Source organism: Lentibacter algarum (genome assembly GCF_040580765.1).
Taxonomy (GTDB): Bacteria; Pseudomonadota; Alphaproteobacteria; order Rhodobacterales; family Rhodobacteraceae; genus Lentibacter; species Lentibacter algarum.
The window spans coordinates 2,071,099-2,090,811 of sequence record NZ_CP158687.1 but is presented as its reverse complement, the minus strand read 5'-3'; the positions used below and the strand labels follow the sequence as shown (position 1 = coordinate 2,090,811).

20 protein-coding genes and 1 riboswitch are annotated in these 19,713 nt (G+C 57.7%); of the genes, 11 read left to right on the top strand and 9 right to left on the bottom strand.

Annotated features, from left to right (window positions below; all coding sequences use genetic code 11):
- The first annotated feature begins 147 nt into the window (after positions 1–147).
- The gene (locus DSM117340_RS10260; protein ID WP_089889508.1) at positions 148–1,806 is read left to right on the top strand and encodes an NAD+ synthase; all 1,659 of its coding nucleotides are present in this window, start codon (positions 148–150) and stop codon (positions 1,804–1,806) included.
- On the opposite strand, the gene DSM117340_RS10255 is transcribed toward DSM117340_RS10260, so the two are convergent.
- The gene (locus tag DSM117340_RS10255) at positions 1,803–2,180 is read right to left on the bottom strand and encodes a DUF393 domain-containing protein (protein WP_089889511.1); all 378 of its coding nucleotides are present in this window, start codon (positions 2,178–2,180) and stop codon (positions 1,803–1,805) included. The two genes, DSM117340_RS10260 and DSM117340_RS10255, sit on opposite strands and share 4 nt — an antisense overlap.
- 159 nt (positions 2,181–2,339) lie before the next feature.
- A complete protein-coding gene (locus DSM117340_RS10250; RefSeq protein ID WP_089889514.1) occupies positions 2,340–3,272 on the bottom strand; it encodes an MBL fold metallo-hydrolase in 933 nt (310 codons plus the stop codon).
- 159 nt (positions 3,273–3,431) lie between these two features.
- On the opposite strand from DSM117340_RS10250, the gene gltX reads away from it, so the two are divergent.
- The gene (gene gltX, locus DSM117340_RS10245) at positions 3,432–4,754 is read left to right on the top strand and encodes a glutamate--tRNA ligase (protein ID WP_089889517.1); all 1,323 of its coding nucleotides are present in this window, start codon (positions 3,432–3,434) and stop codon (positions 4,752–4,754) included.
- A gap of 7 nt (positions 4,755–4,761) precedes the next feature.
- Here gltX and DSM117340_RS10240 read toward each other — a convergent pair whose 3' ends face one another.
- On the bottom strand, positions 4,762–5,331 hold the full coding sequence (locus tag DSM117340_RS10240; RefSeq protein WP_089889520.1) for a gamma-glutamylcyclotransferase family protein: 570 nt from the start codon (positions 5,329–5,331) through the stop codon (positions 4,762–4,764).
- A gap of 92 nt (positions 5,332–5,423) precedes the next feature.
- On the opposite strand from DSM117340_RS10240, the gene DSM117340_RS10235 reads away from it, so the two are divergent.
- The 4 genes from DSM117340_RS10235 (at position 5,424) to gcvP (ending at position 10,589) form a co-directional block, all read left to right on the top strand.
- On the top strand, positions 5,424–5,876 hold the full coding sequence (locus DSM117340_RS10235; RefSeq protein ID WP_089891498.1) for an Rrf2 family transcriptional regulator: 453 nt from the start codon (positions 5,424–5,426) through the stop codon (positions 5,874–5,876).
- Between the two features lie 51 nt (positions 5,877–5,927).
- Positions 5,928–6,014: riboswitch (glycine riboswitch) on the top strand.
- Between the two features lie 151 nt (positions 6,015–6,165).
- Positions 6,166–7,281, top strand: coding sequence for a glycine cleavage system aminomethyltransferase GcvT (gcvT, locus tag DSM117340_RS10230; RefSeq protein ID WP_089889523.1), 1,116 nt, complete (start codon positions 6,166–6,168; stop codon positions 7,279–7,281).
- A 20-nt stretch (positions 7,282–7,301) separates the two neighbouring features.
- Positions 7,302–7,661 carry a glycine cleavage system protein GcvH gene (gene gcvH / locus DSM117340_RS10225; RefSeq protein WP_089889526.1) on the top strand — a complete coding sequence of 120 codons (360 nt, stop codon included), beginning with the start codon at positions 7,302–7,304 and terminating at the stop codon, positions 7,659–7,661.
- 78 nt (positions 7,662–7,739) lie between these two features.
- On the top strand, positions 7,740–10,589 hold the full coding sequence (gene gcvP, locus DSM117340_RS10220) for an aminomethyl-transferring glycine dehydrogenase (RefSeq protein ID WP_089889529.1): 2,850 nt from the start codon (positions 7,740–7,742) through the stop codon (positions 10,587–10,589).
- Between the two features lie 52 nt (positions 10,590–10,641).
- On the opposite strand, the gene DSM117340_RS10215 is transcribed toward gcvP, so the two are convergent.
- Both DSM117340_RS10215 and DSM117340_RS10210 read right to left on the bottom strand, forming a co-directional pair.
- On the bottom strand, positions 10,642–13,155 hold the full coding sequence (locus DSM117340_RS10215) for an FtsX-like permease family protein (RefSeq protein ID WP_089889532.1): 2,514 nt from the start codon (positions 13,153–13,155) through the stop codon (positions 10,642–10,644).
- A complete protein-coding gene (locus tag DSM117340_RS10210) occupies positions 13,152–13,838 on the bottom strand; it encodes an ABC transporter ATP-binding protein (protein ID WP_089889534.1) in 687 nt (228 codons plus the stop codon). Before DSM117340_RS10210 ends, DSM117340_RS10215 begins: the two co-directional genes overlap by 4 nt.
- Between DSM117340_RS10210 and DSM117340_RS10205 the strand changes: the two genes are divergently transcribed.
- Positions 13,837–14,529 carry an arylesterase gene (locus DSM117340_RS10205; protein WP_089889537.1) on the top strand — a complete coding sequence of 231 codons (693 nt, stop codon included), beginning with the start codon at positions 13,837–13,839 and terminating at the stop codon, positions 14,527–14,529. The two genes, DSM117340_RS10210 and DSM117340_RS10205, sit on opposite strands and share 2 nt — an antisense overlap.
- 6 nt (positions 14,530–14,535) lie before the next feature.
- On the opposite strand, the gene DSM117340_RS10200 is transcribed toward DSM117340_RS10205, so the two are convergent.
- Positions 14,536–14,739 (bottom strand): hypothetical protein, encoded by a 204-nt coding sequence (locus DSM117340_RS10200; RefSeq protein ID WP_089889539.1) that lies wholly within the window; start codon positions 14,737–14,739, stop codon positions 14,536–14,538.
- Between the two features lie 162 nt (positions 14,740–14,901).
- Between DSM117340_RS10200 and DSM117340_RS10195 the strand changes: the two genes are divergently transcribed.
- Positions 14,902–15,300, top strand: coding sequence for an acyl-CoA thioesterase (locus DSM117340_RS10195; RefSeq protein WP_089889542.1), 399 nt, complete (start codon positions 14,902–14,904; stop codon positions 15,298–15,300).
- A gap of 5 nt (positions 15,301–15,305) precedes the next feature.
- Here DSM117340_RS10195 and DSM117340_RS10190 read toward each other — a convergent pair whose 3' ends face one another.
- Positions 15,306–15,653 (bottom strand): RidA family protein, encoded by a 348-nt coding sequence (locus DSM117340_RS10190; protein ID WP_089889545.1) that lies wholly within the window; start codon positions 15,651–15,653, stop codon positions 15,306–15,308.
- 137 nt (positions 15,654–15,790) lie between these two features.
- Here DSM117340_RS10190 and DSM117340_RS10185 point away from each other — a divergent pair, with 137 nt between their 5' ends.
- Positions 15,791–16,036: a hypothetical protein gene (locus DSM117340_RS10185; RefSeq protein WP_089889548.1), complete on the top strand. Its 246-nt coding sequence runs from the start codon at positions 15,791–15,793 to the stop codon at positions 16,034–16,036.
- A 53-nt stretch (positions 16,037–16,089) separates the two neighbouring features.
- Here the strand turns inward: DSM117340_RS10185 and DSM117340_RS10180 are convergent, their stop codons facing one another.
- Positions 16,090–16,296 (bottom strand): cold-shock protein, encoded by a 207-nt coding sequence (locus tag DSM117340_RS10180; RefSeq protein WP_089889551.1) that lies wholly within the window; start codon positions 16,294–16,296, stop codon positions 16,090–16,092.
- Positions 16,297–16,649: 353 nt separating this feature from the next.
- Here DSM117340_RS10180 and DSM117340_RS10175 point away from each other — a divergent pair, with 353 nt between their 5' ends.
- The gene (locus tag DSM117340_RS10175) at positions 16,650–17,069 is read left to right on the top strand and encodes a thioredoxin domain-containing protein (RefSeq protein WP_089889553.1); all 420 of its coding nucleotides are present in this window, start codon (positions 16,650–16,652) and stop codon (positions 17,067–17,069) included.
- Positions 17,070–17,260: 191 nt separating this feature from the next.
- On the opposite strand, the gene ettA is transcribed toward DSM117340_RS10175, so the two are convergent.
- On the bottom strand, positions 17,261–18,916 hold the full coding sequence (gene ettA / locus DSM117340_RS10170) for an energy-dependent translational throttle protein EttA (RefSeq protein WP_089889556.1): 1,656 nt from the start codon (positions 18,914–18,916) through the stop codon (positions 17,261–17,263).
- Positions 18,917–19,092: 176 nt separating this feature from the next.
- Here ettA and DSM117340_RS10165 point away from each other — a divergent pair, with 176 nt between their 5' ends.
- Positions 19,093–19,689 carry a nicotinate-nucleotide adenylyltransferase gene (locus DSM117340_RS10165; protein ID WP_089891501.1) on the top strand — a complete coding sequence of 199 codons (597 nt, stop codon included), beginning with the start codon at positions 19,093–19,095 and terminating at the stop codon, positions 19,687–19,689.
- Positions 19,690–19,713 lie beyond the last annotated feature (24 nt).

Here is a 19,713-nt window from a genome sequence, read left to right as displayed (position 1 = left end):
CCGTCCTGTTCTCTGGCCAGTTCTTGAGCGCAAATGCCAGTGTTTAGGGGAAAGTTATGCGAGCAGGGCCGCGGGGGCAACGGGTTCTTCTTTCCCTTGGCTGAGTTTGTGCTAAATCAGCGGTCAAGTTTTGCTTTGGAGGGCGCTATGTCCAAGACATTCCGTATCATGCTGGGACAGCTCAACCCAACCGTTGGCGACATCGCTGCGAACAAGGCCAAGGCGCTTGTTGCCTGGCAGGCAGCCCGGGATGCGGGTGTGGATATGCTTGCGCTGCCTGAGATGTTTATCACAGGCTACAACGCGCAAGACCTTGTAATGAAGCCTGTTTTTCATCAGGCGGCGATTGAGGCGATTGAGGCTTTGGCGGTTGAATGCAGCGATGGCCCTGCGTTGGCCATTGGGGGGCCTGCGGTTCAAGGACTTGGATTTTACAACGCTTATTATGTGCTGCAGGACGGCAAAGTAAGCGCGCGGGTGCTCAAGCATCATTTGCCCAATGAAACTGTCTTTGATGAGGTCCGTATTTTTGATGTGGGGCCGATGAGTGGGCCTTATACGGTGAACGGGTTGCGTATCGGCAGTCCAATTTGTGAGGATGCGTGGCATGCTGACGTTTGCGAAACACTGCAGGAAAGTGGAGCGCAAATCCTGCTCGTGCCCAATGGCAGCCCTTACTATCGCGGCAAGCATGAGACGCGGCTCAACCATATGGTCGGGCGTGTGGTCGAGACAGAGTTGCCGCTGATTTATCTGAATATGGTCGGCGGTCAGGATGATCAGGTCTTTGACGGCGGCTCATTTGCATTGAATGCGCATGGCGCGCTGGCGCATCAGATGGGTGTGTTTGACGAAGAGATGCGTGTTGTTGAGCTTGCCGATACGGGCGAGGGCTGGAAAATCGTCAAGGGTGACATGGTCAGCTTGCCAAGCGCTTGGGAACAGGACTACCGCTGCATGGTCGAGGGTTTGCGCGACTATATGGGTAAGACGGGCTTCAAGAAAGTCTTGCTGGGGCTCTCTGGAGGAGTGGATAGCGCGATTGTTGCGACCATCGCTGTGGATGCGCTGGGTGCGGAGAATGTCCGCTGTGTGATGCTGCCATCGGAGTATACGTCGCAGGCGTCTTTGAAAGACGCCAAAGACATCGCGACGCGGCTTGGCTGTCACTACGATATCGTGCCAATCAAGGCAGGCCGTGATGCTGTGAGTGAGACGCTTGCGCCCCTTTTTGAGGGCTATGCCTCAGATGTCACTGAAGAAAACATCCAGTCTCGCCTGCGTGGGCTTTTGCTCATGGCGATGTCCAACAAATTTGGCGAGATGCTTTTGACCACTGGCAATAAATCTGAAGTCGCGGTCGGTTACGCTACGATTTATGGTGATATGGCGGGTGGGTATAACCCGATCAAAGACCTCTATAAGACCCGCGTGTTTGAGCAGTGCCGTTGGCGCAACGCCAATCACCGCGACTGGATGCAAGGTCGTGCAGGTGAGGTGATCCCCACAACGATCATCGACAAACCGCCGTCTGCAGAGCTGCGCCCTGACCAGAAGGACGAAGACAGCCTCCCCCCTTATGATGTGTTGGATGACATTCTTGAGCGGCTGGTTGACCACGACCAATCCGTTGCGGATTGTGTGGAGGCTGGGCATGAGCGGGACACAGTGAAGCGCATCGAGCATCTGATCTATATCAGCGAATATAAGCGCTTCCAGTCAGCTCCTGGCACACGTCTCACCCCGAGCGCCTTTTGGTTGGACCGTCGTTACCCTATTGCGAACCGCTGGCGCGACCCGAGTTAAGGGAGACGCCGCGCGGCGATGCGGGCGAGCCAAGGACGCAGAGGCAGGAACCCACGGTAGGCCACTTCAAGGAGAGGTGTCACCGCAGGCAGGCCTGCGAGCCGTGCCGCCCATCGCCAGCGTGGCAAAATGGACCAGATCGCCACGAAACCACGCGCGCCCGAGAGGAGTGCTCCATTCGCTTCGCGCACATGAAAGCGTCCGAGCGCTGTTTCACGGGGCAGATCACTGCCCAGATCTGGGGATGAAGATGCATCCACAAAGCAAAGCTTCTGCGCGCCTGATTGCCGTTTGTAGTGATCTATCTCAAGCGTACACAGCGGGCAGGACCCGTCAAAATAGACAGTGAGTTCAGAGACTTGGTCTGTGTTCATACTATTTGTTATCTCTCCCAAAGGCAGTATCCGTTCAAAATCTGTTGAGGCGAAAAGGCTCTCTGCAGCCGTTCTTTTTCTTTCCAAAAATATCCTGGGGGTCTGGGGGCAAAGCCCCCAGCGGGTCGGATTTTCGCGGAGCGAAAATCCGATACCGTCTCACTCCATCAGCATTTGGTAGCTTGCGGGTACATAGTGAAAGCCCTCATTGCGGGTCTCGACATAGCCGATGGCAGGGAAGGGCATGTGATATCCGATGAACGGGATCTTATCGGCTGCCATCATCCCGAGCATTTTACGACGCGTTTGAGCTGCCATCGCCTTGTCACGGTCAAATTTCACTTCCCAGTCGGGGTAGGCGAGGGACCAGACGTAGTGGTTTGCAAAATCTGCGCCCAGCACCAGCTGCGCGCCGTCGCTTTCTAGCATATAGGCCATATGCCCCGGTGTGTGGCCAAAGGCGGCCATGGCTGTGATACCTGAGGCGACAGAGCCGCCATCGTCGAGCATCGTCATTTTCTCGGCCATAGGGCGCACGTTGGCTTCAAAGCCTTCATTGCCAGCCATGTCCCATGCGTTGAACTCTGCCGCGCCTGTTACATAGTCCGCGTTGGCAAAGGTGGGTGCGCCGTCGTTCATCATGCCGCCGATATGGTCACCGTGCATGTGAGTGAGCACAACCGTATCAATCTGATCAGGGCTGTAGCCTGCGGCGGAGAGGGCGCCTGTGATGCCGCCTGCGTTGAGGCCCGTGTCAAAAAGCACAAGCTTTTCGCCTGTGTTGACCACGGTGGGCGTAAAGAAAAACTGCGCCTTGTCTGTCGGAATATTCGCTGTGCTGGAGGCCTCCGCAAACTCTTCAGGGGTGGCATTCATGCCAAAGATGCTTTGCGGCTCGGGCACGGTGCGTGTGCCAGCCAGAAGCGAGGTGACTTCAAAGCTGCCAAGCTTCACACGATTGAATTTGGCCGTGGACGCGCCGAGCATTTCGGCGGCGGCGAAGGCGGGGCTGACGCTTGCGGCGGCGAAGGGCAGCGCTGCGGCCCCCAAAAGGGCCGAGCGGCGCGTGATGTGCTTTTGAAACGGTGTCATACTGATCTCCCTGATACATTTGTACTTCAGTTATACGCGCTCTTTCTGGCTGTGGATGACTTTCACGCAAATTTGACAGGCCATCTCGATGCAGGCTCATCTGGACATTGTCGCGAGGGTATGGGAAACCCCGCGCCAGCCCATTTCGGAGAGCCTCCCATGACTGTTACTCGCTTTGCCCCTTCCCCCACTGGTTATATCCATGTTGGCAACCTGCGCACGGCGCTGATGAACTTTCTCATCGCCCGCAAGGCAGGGGGTGAATTTATCCTGCGGATTGATGACACGGACCCAGAGCGCTCCAAGGAAGAATATGTTGATGCGATCAAGGAAGACCTTGAGTGGCTTGGCCTGACGTGGGACCGCGTCGAGCGCCAGTCGCTGCGCCTTGAGCGCTATGAGGAAGCGGCGCAGAAGCTGCGAGACATGGGGCGCTTTTACGAAGTCTTCGAGACGCCCACGGAGCTTGACCTCAAGCGCAAGAAACAGCTCAATATGGGCAAGCCGCCTGTTTATGACCGTGCGGGGCTTGCTTTATCTGAGGCGGAAAAAGATGCGCTGCGCGCTGAGCGGGGGGGCTACTGGCGCTTTAAGCTTGATCAGGAGCGCATCGAGTGGACCGATGGGATCATCGGAGATGTGTCGATTGATGCGGCCTCTGTTTCGGACCCTGTGCTTATTCGCGCGGACGGGCAAATGCTTTACACAATGGCCAGCGTTGTCGATGACACTGAAATGGGTGTCACAAATGTGGTGCGCGGGGCGGACCATGTGACCAATACGGCCACGCAGATCCAGATCATTCAGGCACTTGGCGGCACGCTGCCAAGCTTTGCCCATCACTCGCTTTTGACAGGTCCGCAGGGCGAGGCTTTGTCAAAGCGTCTTGGCACGTTGGCGCTGCGCGATCTGCGCGCGCAGGGTGTGGAGCCGATGGCACTCCTAAGCATGATGGCGCGGCTTGGCTCGTCTGACCCGATGGAGCTGCGCAGCGAGATGGCCGAATTGATCGACGGTTTTGAGCTGTCGCATTTTGGTACGGCGCCAACCAAGTTTGATGTGGCGGATCTTGGCCCGCTGACGGCGAAATATTTGCACGCACTGCCTTTTTCCGAAGTGGCAGATGAGATCGCGGCGCTGGGTGTGCCTGCAGATTTGGCTGAGGCTTTTTGGAATGCAGTCCACGAAAATATCGAGGTTCGTAAAGACCTTACGACGTGGTGGACGCTTGTCACCGAGGGTGCAGAGCCTGTGATCGATGCGGAAGATGCGGAGTTTGTCACCGAGGCAATGGCGCTTTTGCCTGAGGGCGCGTTGACTGGCGAAAGCTGGGGCGCGTGGACAGCTGCTGTGAAAGAGGCGACGGGCCGCAGGGGCCGTGGGCTTTTCATGCCGCTGCGCAAGGCGCTCACAGGAATGGCGCATGGACCTGACATGGCGGCGCTTTTGCCACTGTTGAAAGTGATCAAGGCGCGCGCTTAAGCACGCCTTACCTTTTGTGCGCAACAACGCCGAGGCGGGCGAGAGCCTGATCGATGAATGAGGTTTCATCGGATGTCAGGCTTTGGGCGCGTGGATAGAGTGGCGCGGCGCGGTCGTTGAGCAGGGGGGCATTCCAGCCTGATGTTGTCTCAAAGAAGCGCGCAGCGCCCTCTTCGCCGAACTCGGTGAGATATCCCTGAATGACGACATCAAGGTAACTCAAGAGGATCGGGTTCTCCAAGCTCGGGTCAAAATGATGGCCATCCGCGATTGCGTAGATCGCGATAGAAGCGGCTTTTGTCCCGAGGGGGTGGCTTATTTGATGCGCGGCGCCGACACGGGCATAGGCGTGCTCGCGTGCATCGAGCGCGGCCCAGTCATCATTGGGCACATGGGCGATCAGGCCGTCTATTTCGCACTCTCTGTCGGGGATGGCTGTCAAAAAGGATACGGGCCTGAGCGCTGTGCTGCGCCACGCGCGGCGCCAGCCGCTGGCGCGGGCTTTATGAGCGTCTGTAAAGCTATGAGTGGCCCGATTGACGAGCGAGCCATAGCCAAAGAAGTAAGCGCGTTCCATGGTGCGTGGATGATTGGACTGTTGATTTATGTCAAATGGTTTTGGGTCTTGATGATGTAAGTGAGATGCAGCTTAGCCTCTGGAGGGCCCTCATGCGCATCACCAAACGGACCAATATTGCGATCCGAATTCTCATGTTTTGTGCTGTCAATCCGGGCAGGCTTGTCACCAAAAGCGATATTGCGGGGCCGTGCAATGCCTCTGAAAACCATCTTGCCCAAGTGATAAACCGTCTTGGACAGCGCGGCTTTCTGCACACCCAGCGGGGCCGAAATGGTGGCCTGCGGCTGGCGCGTGCGCCTGGAGAGATCGTCATCGGCGATGTTTTTCGCGAGTTTGAAAGCGAAGTGCCGTTGGCGGAGTGCTTTGCCGATCTGGATAACTCCTGCCCCCTGAAGGAGGCTTGCCGTTTGCGTCTTGCCATCCGCGATGCAGCAGAAGCTTTTTATGGGCATCTTGATGGCGTGACGCTGGATGCGCTGGTGTGTGACAATGCCCCGCTTGAGGCAATCCTTGGCACGTTTCGCTGCGAACACGTCGCATAAGCGACGCATTTTCGCGCTTGCGAGACATGTGGCTGTATTCTAATGTATGCCAACAACCCCACGGGAGAACTGGCGCGAGTCAGTGCCGAAGGAGCAACCGCCCCGGAAACTCTCAGGCCACAGGACCGCGGGATTGACCAAAAATCTGGAGAGAGGCGTGAGAGCGTCCGCCGAAGGGATAGCGATCTCAGGCAAAAGGACAGAGAGGGGCATCAAGGGCGCACTGTTGTGGTGCGTTGATATGATGCCTGCGAATTTACAATTTCGGCGGGTTTGAAGGGGAAAACCTATGGCCGACTTACGGCAAACGCCGCTCTATGACATGCATCTTGAGCTTGGAGCCAAAATGGTTCCGTTTGCGGGCTATGATATGCCTGTGCAGTATCCGCTCGGTGTGATGAAAGAGCATTTACACTGCCGCGCAGGGGCGGGGCTTTTTGATGTGAGCCATATGGGGCAGGTTATCCTGCGCGGCGCTGGCGCCGCAGCTGGCCTTGAAGCCCTTATTCCGCAGGATGTGATTGGGCTGGAAGATGGCCGTCAGCGTTATGGTTTTTTCACCAATGCAGCGGGCGGGATTGAAGACGATCTCATGTTTGCCAACCGTGGTGATCATTTGTTTCTTGTGGTCAACGCGGGCTGCAAAGAGGCTGATGTCGCGCGGTTGCGTGCCGCTTTGGAGCCAGATGTAACTGTCGAATATATTGAGGATCGCGCATTGCTCGCCCTGCAAGGACCAGCGGCCGAAACTGCGCTGGCCAAGCTGGCCCCCGAAGTCGCGGATATGCGCTTTATGGATGTGGCGACCGTCACTTTGAATGGAGTCGAATGCTGGGTGTCGCGCTCGGGCTACACGGGCGAGGACGGCTATGAAATTTCTGTGCCCGAAGAGGCGGCTGTCGCTTTGGCGCGCGCTTTGCTTGCGAATGAGCAGGTTGAGCCGATCGGCCTTGGTGCGCGAGACAGCCTGCGCCTTGAAGCGGGCCTCTGCCTCTATGGCCATGATATTGACGCTGCCACCAGTCCAGTCGAGGCGGCTCTTACTTGGGGCATCCAGAAAGTGCGCCGCGAAGGAGGCGAGCGGGCTGGCGGCTTTGAGGGCGCGGATGTGATTCTTGCCCAGTTGGCAGAGGGCGTGGCGCGCAAGCGTGTGGGCCTCTTGCCAGAAGGGCGGGCACCCATGCGCGAGGGGACGGAGATTTTCGCGGGCGCCGAGGGCGGCGCGCCGATTGGTTTTGTGACATCGGGTGCTTTTGGCCCGACACTACAAGGGCCGATGGCTATGGCCTATGTGCCCACAGACGTGAGCCAGATTGGCACACAATTATTTGGGGAGGTGCGCGGAAAGCGCCTGCCTGTGAAGGTGGCGAAGCTGCCCTTCACCCCTGCAAATTTCAAACGCTAAGACACATCAAGGAGACAAACATGAAATTTACCGAAGAACACGAATGGTTGCGCGAAGAAGACGGATTGATCGTCGTTGGCATCACAGAACACGCCAGCGAGCAGCTCGGCGATGTGGTCTTTATCGACTTGCCTGAAGAGGGCACTGAAGTGACCAAAGACGAAGAAATCTGTGTGATCGAGAGTGTTAAAGCCGCTTCGGACATTCTGGCGCCGCTGGATGGTGAAATTGTGGAAGTGAACTCCATGCTTGTAGATGAGCCAAGCAAAGTAAACGACGACCCGCTTGGGGATGCGTGGTTCTTCAAGATGAAGCCCTCCGATCTGAGCCCGATGGACGACTATATGGACGAAGCCGAGTATAAGAAATTCGTCGGCTAAGCCTGTCGCGCCGTGGGGAGCCTGCGGCGCGGATATTTTTAGAAAGAAAAAGCAGGGCTTTGCCCCTTGGAGGATGTTATGCCGTTCACCCCGACCGAGTATTTGCCGTATGATTTTGCCAACCGTCGCCATATCGGGCCGAGCCCTGCAGAGATGCACGAAATGTTCAAGGTACTCAGTGTTACGAGCCTTGAGGCGTTGATTGATCAGACTGTTCCCAAGAGCATCCGCCAAGCAAAGCCGCTCGATTTTGGCAAGCCTTTGTCAGAGCGTGAAATGTTGCACCGCATGCGGATTACCGCGGGTAAGAACAAGGTGCTGCGTTCTCTCATCGGGCAGGGCTACCACGGCACGGTGACGCCACCCGCGATCCAGCGTAACATTCTCGAAAACCCTGCGTGGTATACGGCCTATACGCCCTATCAGCCAGAGATCAGCCAAGGCCGCCTAGAGGCACTTCTGAACTTCCAAACAATGGTGACGGACCTCACGGGGCTTGATGTGGCCAACGCCTCGCTGTTGGACGAAGCAACCGCTTGCGCTGAGGCGATGACAATGGCGCAACGTGTGGCGAAATCAAAGGCGAAGGCTTTCTTTGTAGACCGCGACTGTCATCCTCAGAACATTGCAGTGGTGAAGACCCGCGCGGAACCGCTCGGCATAGAAGTGATTGTCGGCAACCCAGATAAGATGAATGCAAGCGAAGTGTTTGGCGCGCTGTTCCAATACCCCGGCACATACGGCCATGTGCGTGACTTCACAGGCCATATTGCAGCACTCCATGAGCACAAGGCGATCGGTATTGTGGCTGCGGACCCGCTCTCGCTCACGCTGCTCAAAGAGCCAGGTGCGATGGGCGCAGATATTGCCGTGGGCAACACGCAGCGCTTCGGTGTTCCGATGGGTTATGGCGGACCGCACGCGGCTTATATGGCATGTAAAGACGCCTATAAGCGCGCTTTGCCAGGGCGGATTGTCGGTGTTTCTGTGGACAGTCACGGCAACCGCGCTTATCGCCTCAGCTTGCAAACCCGCGAGCAACATATCCGCCGCGAGAAAGCCACGAGCAACGTCTGTACAGCTCAGGCTTTGCTGGCTGTGATGGCGTCTATGTATGCGGTCTTTCATGGCCCCGAAGGTCTTAAGGCGATTGCGCAGCGTATTCACCGCAAGACCGTGCGTTTGGCCAAGGGGCTTGAGGCTGCGGGCTTTAAAGTCGATCCGCAAAGCTTTTTTGATACGATCACTGTGGATGTCGGGCCGCTTCAGGCGGCGGTGATGAAATCGGCGCTTGATGAGGGTGTCAATCTGCGTGCTGTGGGCGAAAGCCGTGTCGGTATTGCGCTCGATGAGGCGACACGACCTGAAACTGTCGAAGCCGTTTGGCGCGCCTTCGGGATTGAACGCAAGGATAATGAGTTTGCACCCGAATACCGCGTGCCCGAAGATATGCATCGCGAGAGCTCATATTTGCAGCACCCGATCTTTCACATGAACCGCGCCGAGACCGAGATGATGCGCTATATGCGGCGCTTGTCGGACCGCGATTTGGCGCTGGATCGCGCGATGATCCCGCTGGGCTCTTGCACAATGAAACTGAACTCGGCGGCGGAAATGATGCCTGTGAGCTGGCGTGAATTTTCGATGATGCATCCGTTTGCGCCCAAGGACCAAGCGCTTGGCTATGCCGAAATGCTTGAAGATCTGAGCGCCAAGCTTTGCGACATCACGGGGTATGACGGGATGTCGATGCAGCCAAACTCTGGCGCGCAGGGCGAATATGCGGGTCTGCTCACGATTGCGCAGTATCACGAGGCGCAAGGCCAAGGTCACCGCGATGTTTGCCTCATTCCGATGAGTGCACACGGGACAAACCCTGCGAGCGCCCAGATGGTGGGGTGGAAAGTTGTTGTGATCAAGTCGGCGGAGAATGGCGATATTGATCTTGAGGACTTCCGCGCCAAGGCCGAGGAGCACAAGGACAACCTTGCAGGCTGTATGATCACATACCCCTCCACACACGGGGTTTTCGAAGAGACTGTGCAGGAAGTCTGCGAGATCACACATAGCCGTGGTGGGCAGGTCTATATTGACGGGGCGAACCTCAATGCGATGGTGGGCCTTTCAAAGCCTGGCGATCTGGGCGGCGATGTGAGCCACCTCAACTTGCACAAGACCTTCTGCATTCCGCATGGCGGCGGCGGGCCAGGCATGGGGCCGATTGGTGTGAAAGCGCATCTTGTGCCGCATCTTCCTGGTCATCCTGAGACAGGTGGCAGTGCAGGGCCAGTGAGCGGAGCTCCTTACGGGTCACCCTCGATTTTGCCGATTTCTTGGGCCTATGTGCTCATGATGGGCGGTGAGGGGCTGACGCAGGCTACGCGCGTGGCGATTCTCAATGCCAACTACATCGCCAAGCGGCTCGAAGGGGCGTTTGATGTGCTTTACAAAGGCCGCCAAGGGCGAGTGGCGCATGAGTGTATCATCGATACGCGTCCTTATGCGGAGAGTGCAGGGGTCACCGTTGACGATATTGCCAAGCGCCTGATGGACAACGGCTTTCATGCCCCAACCATGAGCTGGCCCGTCGCAGGCACATTGATGATTGAGCCGACGGAGTCAGAGACAAAGGCGGAGCTTGACCGTTTTTGTGACGCCATGCTCGCGATCCGCGAAGAGATCCGTGAGATTGAAGAGGGCAAGATGGACCCGGAAAACAACCCGCTGAAGAATGCGCCGCATACGATGGAAGACCTCGTGCGAGAGTGGGACAGGCCCTATTCGCGCGAGCAGGCTTGCTTCCCGAAGGGGGCGTTCCGTGTGGACAAATACTGGCCACCCGTGAACCGTGTCGACAATGCCTATGGCGACCGTCACCTTGTCTGCACCTGTCCTCCGCTTGAGGACTATGCTGAAGCGGCTGAGTAAGCCTCTGAACAGTTTGAGCGCTCCCGCGAGAGATTGCGGGGGCGTTTTGCGTTTAGCCTTCTCCGCGCAGCATTTGGGCGGGCTTTGCCTGCAGGGCGCGTAGGGAGAAGCCGATGTTGGCGATCAGGTTGGCGAGGATGCCACAGGCGAGGATGGTGAACGCCGATGGCCATATCACTGCGAAATCACTGTCAAAGACGAAGTGATTGACGGCCCACGCGCCAGTCAGGCCGGCGGCCAGTGCCACGATGGCTGCAGCTGCGCCAAGTAGACCTGCGCGCAGTAAGAAGGAGCGTAGGATTTGAGCCCGGGTCGCACCGAGAGATTTTAGGATTGCAGCCTCACGGCTGCGTGCGGGAGCGCCTGTGCCTGCGGCGCCGATGAGCACCACAAAGCCTGCGAGAATAGCAGCTGCAGCACCCCAGCGTGTGGCTCCTGCAAGCGCGCCAAGCACCTCTGAGACACGCGCGATGGCTTCGCCCACGGGCACGCCTGTGATATTTGGATAGGCGCGTGACATATCGCGAAGGATGGCGGCTTCTGCCTCAGGCGCAGCATAGACTGTGGCGATAAAACTATGTGGCGCGCCTGCCACGGCTCCAGGATTGAGCGCCATGACAAAGCCGATGCCTGCACTGGAGAAATCCACATCGCGCAGGCTGGTGATGGGGGCCTCTATCGGGCGGCCGAGGATGTTGAGTGTGAGCACATCGCCGATCTTGAGGCCGATTTCTTCGGCTTCTTCAGCGGCGAAGCTGATTTGGGGCGGACCATTTGCGCCAAGCGGCCAATGCTCGCCCTCAATAATGCTCCAGTTTTCGGGGAGCTCGTCGTAATATGTGATGCCGCGGTCGCCTTCGACGACCCAGTGCCCAGCGGCGACCTCTGTGGCGGGGATACCATTGATCTTGGATAGGATGCCGCGCAGCATGGGCGCTGTTTCGATACGGCTCACCGAAGGGTTATTTTTGAGCTTGGCTTCAAATGGGCCGATCTGATCTTTCTGAACATCGATGAAGAAAAACGACGGTGCAATTTCAGGAAGATCGCCGGTGATAGCGCGACGCAGATTGCCATCGATCTGGCCAACTGTTGAGAGCACGGCGAGGCCGAGGCCAAGGGAGAGAACGGTGGTCAGCGCATCTGAGCGGGCTCCGCCAATGGAGGCCAATGCAAGGCGGCGCATAGGGTGTTTGGCGAGGGGCCGTAGCCGGCGGGCGAGCGCGCGCAGGCCAAGTGCAGCGAGTGCGAGAACAGCAAGAGCGGCGGCGAGGCCGAAGCTGGTGTATAGCGTGAGTGTGACGCTGCCTGAAAACCAGACAGCGGCTCCGACCAGAGCCGTAGACAGGGCGATCAGCAAGATCAAATAGGGCCAGCGCGGCAAGCCGCCTGTACCTGCTTCACTTTCACGAAAGAGCGTTGCTGCGCGCACGTTTTCGCTACGGGCTAAGGGCCATATGGTGAAGATAGCAGCTGTGAGTGTGCCATAGAGCGCGGCTTCAATCAGTGGGGCAGGGTAAAACGCAAAGCTCGCGGGGACTGGCAAGAGCGTGCTAAGCCACGGACCAAGAAGCAGTGGGCCACCGCCGCCGAGGAGCAAGCCAAGGCTGATGCCGAGCAGGGCCATCACGGCGATTTGGACTGCGTAGCTTGTGAGAATGGTGGTGCGTGAGGCGCCGATGCTGCGCAGGGTGGCAATAACACGTGTTTTTCGTGCGAGATAAGCGCCGACGGCGATTGAGACGCCAATACCGCCCATGGCGAGACCTGAAAAGCCGACAAGCACCAGAAAGGCGGCTAAACGTTCAATAAACGCAGAGGCCTGTGGAGCCGCGTTGCGGGCATCTGTCCAGCGGATGCCGCTATCTGGCAGAGCGGCGCGCAGGTCAGCCTCAAGTGCGTCAAGGTCTGTGCCTGCGGGGAGATCAAGCCGATAAGAGCTATCAAAGAGGGTGCCAGAAGAGAGCAGGCCAGAGCCATCGAGCGCGCTGCGATAGAGCAGCGTGCGAGGCCCAAAAGAGAAGCCTGAGGCAACATTGTCGGGCTCGCCCGTGAGTGCGGCGCGCAGGGTAAAGCTGGCCTCACCGAGCGAGAAGCTTTGGCCGACCTCTAGGCCGAGACGGGCGATCAGCTGAGGATCCATGACCGCGCCGTATGTGCCGCTGCGCGCTTCTAACGCTTCGGCCAAGGGCATGTCTGGCTCAAGTGTGACGGCACCTGTTAGAGGATAAGCGCTATCAACGGCTTTGACCTGCGTCAGAACACGCAGGTCGCCGACAGCGGCAAGGGAGCGAAAATCGGCGATTTCGGAGAGCCGTATGGCGCGGGCTTCAAGGGCGGCGCGCTCCTCGGGGCTGGCGAAGCGATAGGTCAGTGAAACCTGTGCGTCAGCGCCCAAAAGCACAGCGCCGTTATCGGCAAGGCCGCGTTCGAGGGCTTCGCGGATTGTGCCGATGGCTGCGATAGCCGCCACGCCGAGAGCAAGGCAAATCAGAAAAACATAAAAGCCGCGCGCGCCACCCTTTAGCTCAGCACGGGCAAGGCGAAGCGATGTTGAGAGGCTCATGCGGCGGCCTCTTCGGCCATGAGTGCGCCGCCAGACAATCGGATGACGCGGGCGCACCTTTCGGCCAAGGCAGTATCATGGGTTACAAGGACCAGGGTTGTGCCAGAGGCAGCGCAGAGATCAAATATAAGATCAGCTACGGCCGCGCCTGTGACGCTGTCAAGATTACCTGTTGGTTCGTCGGCCAGAAGAAGTTTGGGTTTGGGCGCCAGAGCGCGGGCAAGGGCGACGCGTTGTTGCTCCCCGCCAGAAAGCTGCGCGGGGAAATGGCCGGCGCGGGCCTCTAGGCCCACGGCGGTGAGGCCCGCGCGGGCTTGGCCTACGGCATCGGGCGCACCTGCGAGCTCAAGCGGGAGCGCGACATTTTCGAGCGCGGTGAGTGTTGGAATAAGGTGGAAAGATTGGAAGACAATGCCCATATGAGCGAGACGGAACTTTGCCAAGGCGTCCTCATCCATTTGACCAAGGTCTTGTCCGAGAGCGAGCACCTGACCGCTTGTCGCGCGCTCAAGGCCCCCCATGAGCATGAGGAGCGAGGATTTGCCCGACCCAGAAGGGCCCGTGAGCGCGAGCGTCTCGGAAGGGTTTACGGCGAGGCTGATGCCCGACAGAATGGTGACGGCCCCTGCGTTGCCTGAAAGCGAAAGACCAGCTTGAGAAAGCTGCAAAATTGGAGACGTCATGAGAAATAACCTGTTGCTACATTTGCCTTTTTCATATGGGGCTGCGCGGGCAATACGCAAGGCGGCATTGGCTTTTGTGCTAATTTGTCTGAGCTCGAATGCCTCTCTGGCGGGTTCTCTGCGTATTTTGGCCTTTGGGGACAGTCTCACGCAAGGGTATGGTCTCATGGAGGCGGACGGGCTTGTGCCACAGCTGCAGGTCTGGCTCAACAGACATGAGGCTGGTGTGACTGTCGTCAATGGTGGGGTGTCGGGCGACACAACTGCAGGAGGGGCGGCGCGGATTGATTGGAGCCTGAGCCCTGATATTGGCGCTGTGATGATTGCCTTGGGGGGCAATGACATGTTGCGCGGCTTGGCTCCGAGCGAAGCAAAGTCGAACTTGACCAAAATTGTTGCAGCGGTACAGGGCGCTGGCCTACCTGTGCTTTTGATTGGGATGCAAGCGCCAGGCAATTATGGTGCAGAGTATAAAGCTGAGTTTGAGGGCCTTTATGCCGAACTGGCTGAGGACTATGGAACGCTCTATGAGCCACAATTTCTGGGCGCTTTGGGGCAGGTCCCTGCTGAAGCCTTGGTTTGGATGCAGAGCGACGGAGTACATCCGAATGAAGAGGGCGTATTGAGAATTGTTGAAGCGCTTGGGCCGCGTGTGCTTGAGCTTGCCGAGATGGCTGCCTCTAAAGAGTAGGGGCGCTTAGCGTGCTGTGAGACGGTTTGGAAGCGCTATATCTGCAAGGGCTTGGACGACGGTCAGAGCCACGGTGAGTAGCGTGGGAACCAATGCGCAGGCCAGATAGAGCGAAAATGCCGCAAATGCTCCGAGCCCAAGGGCAAAATAAGCAAATACGGACGCTATAAGCCCGATGAAGCTTCCAGAGAGGAGTGCGACGATAAACATCTGATTACCTTTTGCGTTAACCTTCGCCGTGTTTGTGACGGCGTAAAGCGGCGAGAATGTGGCAGCACTTGGGAAAAGAGCAGGCACTGACTTCAGAAGCTATGGCCCAAAGATTACCAAGGGGTTAAACTTGGGGAAATAGCCAAGAAAAAGGATCGCGAAATGACTAAAATTGAGCCCAAAGGCGATCTGACATTGCGTACTCTCGCGATGCCTGCCGATGTGAATGTGAACGGCGACATTTTCGGCGGGTGGGTTTTGTCTCAAATGGATATTGCCAGCGGAATTGTGGCTGCCGAGCGTGCTGCGGGGCGGGTTGCGACTGTGGCTGTTGACGCGATGAAATTTATCAGTCCCGTGCAGGTCGGCGATGTGCTTTGTGTCTATGCCTGGATCGACCGAGTGGGCAATACCTCTATGGCGATCGGCCTTGAGGCCTGGGCACTGCGGCGGCATACAGGGCTTCGTGAAAAGGTCACCGAGGGGCTTTTTACCTATGTTGCGATTGACGACACTGGACGCCCGCGGCCTGTGCCTAAAAAGGGCACGGCCACGAGCTAAGAACCTTATTTTACAGCCGTAATCAGGAACTCTACTTTATAATCCGGCGTTGCCAGCTTGGCCTCGCCACAGGCGCGCGCGGGCGTGTGGCCTTGTGGAACCCATGCATCCCAGATCGCATTCATGGCAGCGAAATCGGCCATGTCTGCGAGCCAGATCGTGCATTGCAGGATTTTGGTTTTATCCGAACCGACTTCGGCCAGAAGCGTGTCGATCTGAGCAAGACAATCTTTGGTTTGCTGGGTGACATCGGCCTCTGGGCTGCCGACTTGGCCCGCGAGATAGATCATATCGCCGTGGGTGACGATTTGGCTCATGCGGGCGTTGGTGTGATGACGTGTGATCTCGGCCATGGGGCGTTCCTTTTTAATGGTCTGCTGACCCTAGGGGAGGCTTTGAAAGATGGGAAGAGGGCGCGGGCTTTCCCCTGTAAATTTGCGGTACGCGGCGCTAAAGTGGGACTCTGTTTTAACGAGTCACTGGGGGTAATATGTTTGAATTCCTGAAAAATATCGCAAGTAAAGCTGGTGGAAAGCCCGAGGCGCAACGGGCGCGTGTCGCACGGGCCTTGGGCGAGATTAACTCTGTTTTGGCGGAGTTGGATGTGAAGCCGAAGCTTAGCTTTGATCCCTCCACGGGGGCGCTTGAGCTTGAGCTGCCTGAGCAAATGCCAGATGAACGTTTGGCTTTGCCAGCGCCAGAGGCCGATCTAAACGAAGACAAAGAAGCGGCCTAAACGCAAAAGGCGCACCCCGAGGGATGCGCCTTTAATTGTTCTATAAGAACAGCTTACATCAATTCGATGTTTGACGCTGCTTCACGGCCGTCACGGCCTGCTTCGATGTCGAAGCTAACTTTTTGGTTGTCGGCGAGACCTGTGAGGCCTGCGCGCTCAACGGCTGAGATGTGTACGAACACGTCTTTTGAGCCGCCATCGGGAGCGATAAAGCCGAAGCCTTTGGTTGAGTTGAACCATTTTACTGTGCCAGTAGCCATCAGTGTTTTCCTTAGATAATGTTGCCCGCGAAAGTGCAGCAACCCGGCTTATCACGTCGTCGTCGTCTAGAACTGTGAGCCGGTGGTCGGAAAACAGGGGTCGAGTAGAAGATCGTAGCAAGCGCTATATGGCATTGATCTGGATTCGTTACAAGAGGGGCAGCGTACGCTCACGTTAACGGGCAAAACCCTGCTCAAAACGGGGGGGTGAAAAGCGTGCACAACCCGTGCACAACCCGTGCACCGGCTGAATCGGATTTTTGTTAAGAGAAAATTATTCAATGCAGCGCGCGGTGGTCTTGTACGGGCGCTGTTTCTTTATATATTGAATTTGGAATATGATGGAGGCCAAGATGGCTGGTAAGAAACTGACATGCCTTGACTGCGCGCAAGTGAACCGCGTGCCCGAAGAACGGCTCATGGATGCCAAATGCGGAACCTGCGGCGCGAAGCTGATTTCGACCAAGGCGGTCGCGGTGGACTTTGCGACGCTTCAAAAGGCGGCGAAGAACGACGAGCTGCCGCTTGTTGTAGACTTCTGGGCGCCGTGGTGCGGGCCTTGCAAGATGATGGGGCCCGAGTTTTCCAAAGCCGCCGATGTGCTTGCGGGCAAAGCGCGGCTTGTGAAGCTGAACACGGAAGACGAGCCGAAGGCGGGGCAGGTCTATGGGATACGGGGTATTCCGACGATGATCCGCTTTGACGGCGGGAAAGAGAAGAAGCGGCAGAGCGGTGCTATGCGCGCAGGGGAGATTGTGGGCTGGGTAGGGTGAGGAGCTCACTCAGTTGAATGTCTCGCCCGTGGGAACCACGGGCTGCGCCCGACCCGCCCCATGGGCGGGCGCATCTTCTAGGGCTCGTCTCGTGGAGAGGTTTCAGCTTGCGCCCACCCCGTGTCGGGCGCAGCCCTTGATAAAAAAAGGGCGGCTCGAAAGCCGCCCAACATTCAATAAAACAAGTTTTTTTACCTCGAGAACTTCTTATGCTTCAAGCGCTTGGGCTCCAGAGCATCCGCGCCAAGCCTACGCTTTTTGTCTTCTTCGTAGTCTTCGAAGTTGCCTTCGAACCATTCGACATGGGCATCGCCTTCAAAGGCGAGCATGTGGGTACAGATACGGTCAAGGAAGAAGCGGTCGTGGGAGATGACCACGGCGCAGCCGGCGAAGTCGGTGAGGGCGTCTTCGAGTGCGCGCAGCGTTTCGACGTCAAGGTCGTTGGTCGGTTCGTCGAGCAGCAGCACGTTGCCGCCTTCTTTGAGCAAGCGCGCCATGTGAACGCGGTTGCGCTCGCCGCCCGAGAGGAGGCTGAGCTTCTTCTGCTGGTCGCCGCCTTTGAAGTTGAAGCTTGAGCAATAGGCGCGGGAGTTTACCTCGGCGTCGCCCAGCTGGATGATGTCATTGCCGCCCGAGATTGCCTCCCAAACGGTGGCGTTGTCATCCAGATCGTCGCGGGACTGGTCAACATAGGAGAGCTGTACCGTGTCGCCATAGGTGACGGAGCCTTCATCGGGCTGTTCCTGACCTGTGAGCATTTTAAAGAGCGTGGATTTCCCCGCGCCGTTCGGACCGATCACGCCGACAATGCCGCCGGGTGGAAGAGCGAAGGAGAGACCTTCGACGAGGAGCTTGTCGCCCATCGCCTTTTTGAGGCCGTCCACTTCGATCACCTTGCCGCCAAGGCGTGGGCCATTGGGAATGATGATCTGGGCGCGGCCGACTTTTTCACGCTCGGACTGGCTTGCCAGCTCGTTATAGGCGTTGATACGGGCCTTTTGCTTGGCTTGGCGGGCTTTTTGGCCTTGGCGCATCCACTCAAGTTCGCGCTCAAGCGTCTTTTGCTTGGATTTGTCTTCTTTGGCCTCTTGGGAGAGGCGCTTGGCTTTTTGCTCGAGCCATGCGGAGTAGTTGCCCTCGTAGGGGATGCCTTTTCCTCGATCGAGCTCGAGAATCCAGCTTGTGATATCGTCAAGGAAGTAACGGTCGTGGGTGACGCAGAGGATTGTGCCTGCGTAGTCGATCAGGTGCTGCTGCAGCCACGCGATGGTTTCGGCGTCAAGGTGGTTGGTTGGTTCGTCCAGCAGAAGCATGTCAGGCGCTTCGAGGAGCAGTTTGCAGAGCGCGACACGGCGGGCTTCGCCGCCTGAGAGTGAGGACACTTCGGCGTCATCAGGCGGGCAGCGCAGAGCTTCCATCGCGACATCGATCTGGCTGTCCAGATCCCAGAGGTTTTCGGCGTCGATCTGGTCTTGGAGTTCGGCCATTTCATCGGCTGTCTCGTCGGAATAGTTCATCGCAAGTTCGTTGTAGCGCTCAAGCTTGGCTTGCTTGGCAGCGACACCGAGCATCACGTTGCCACGTACATCGAGGGTTTCGTCAAGCTTTGGCTCCTGGGGGAGGTAGCCGACGCGTGCGCCCTCGGCGTGCCAAGCTTCGCCCTGAAAGTCTTTGTCCATGCCCGCCATGATTTTCATCAGGGTGGATTTACCCGAGCCGTTGACGCCCACGACACCGATTTTGACACCGGGGAGGAAGTTAAGGTGAATGTTTTCAAAGCATTTCTTGCCACCGGGGTAGGTCTTGGAGACGCCCTGCATGTGGTAGACGTATTGATAAGCGGCCATGTGGGAACCCTCTTGAGCTGAATGGGATGTGTCAGGGGGGTGATAGCCTTTGGCGGGCGCAGGGGCAATCCGCTAGTTTTGGGCTGTGTGGCCTGTGTCGGAGGGATATTTGGACAAAAAAGAAAGAGCGCCCCATGCGAGTTGACTTAGGTGCGCGGGCTGGCCAGAACAGGCGGATGAAACAGGGTTTGCCATATGTGCCAGACGGGCGGGTGATCGGGCTGCTGGGCGGCTCGTTTGACCCTGCGCACAAGGGCCATGTGCACATCACGCGCGAGGCGCTCAAGCGATTTGGGCTGGATGAGGTCTGGTGGCTGGTTTCGCCAGGCAATCCTTTGAAGGCAGAAGGGCCAGCGCCAATGGCTGAGCGGATGGCGCGGGCGCGGGATGTGATGCAGCATCCGCGTGTGAAAATAAGCGATTTCGAGCAACGAGCGGGCACGCGCTACACTGCTGAGACTCTGCGGGCGCTCATGGCCGTGTATCCCAAGGTGCGGTTTGTCTGGCTGATGGGCGCTGACAATCTGGCACAATTTGATCAGTGGCGCGACTGGCGCTGGATCATGGAGCATGTGCCTGTTGGTGTACTGGCGCGGCCCGAGGAGCGCTTGCGGGCGCGCGGTGCAACCGCGGCGGACATTTACCGCCGCTTTCGACTGCAAAGCCGTGAGAGCCATGCGCTTGGTCAGAGCGTGGCGCCAGCGTGGTGTTTTGTGAACGTGCCGATGCGTGACATCTCCTCAAGTGACATTCGCGCGAGAGGCGCTTGGTAGCGCTTGTTTGCCTCCTGAATTTGA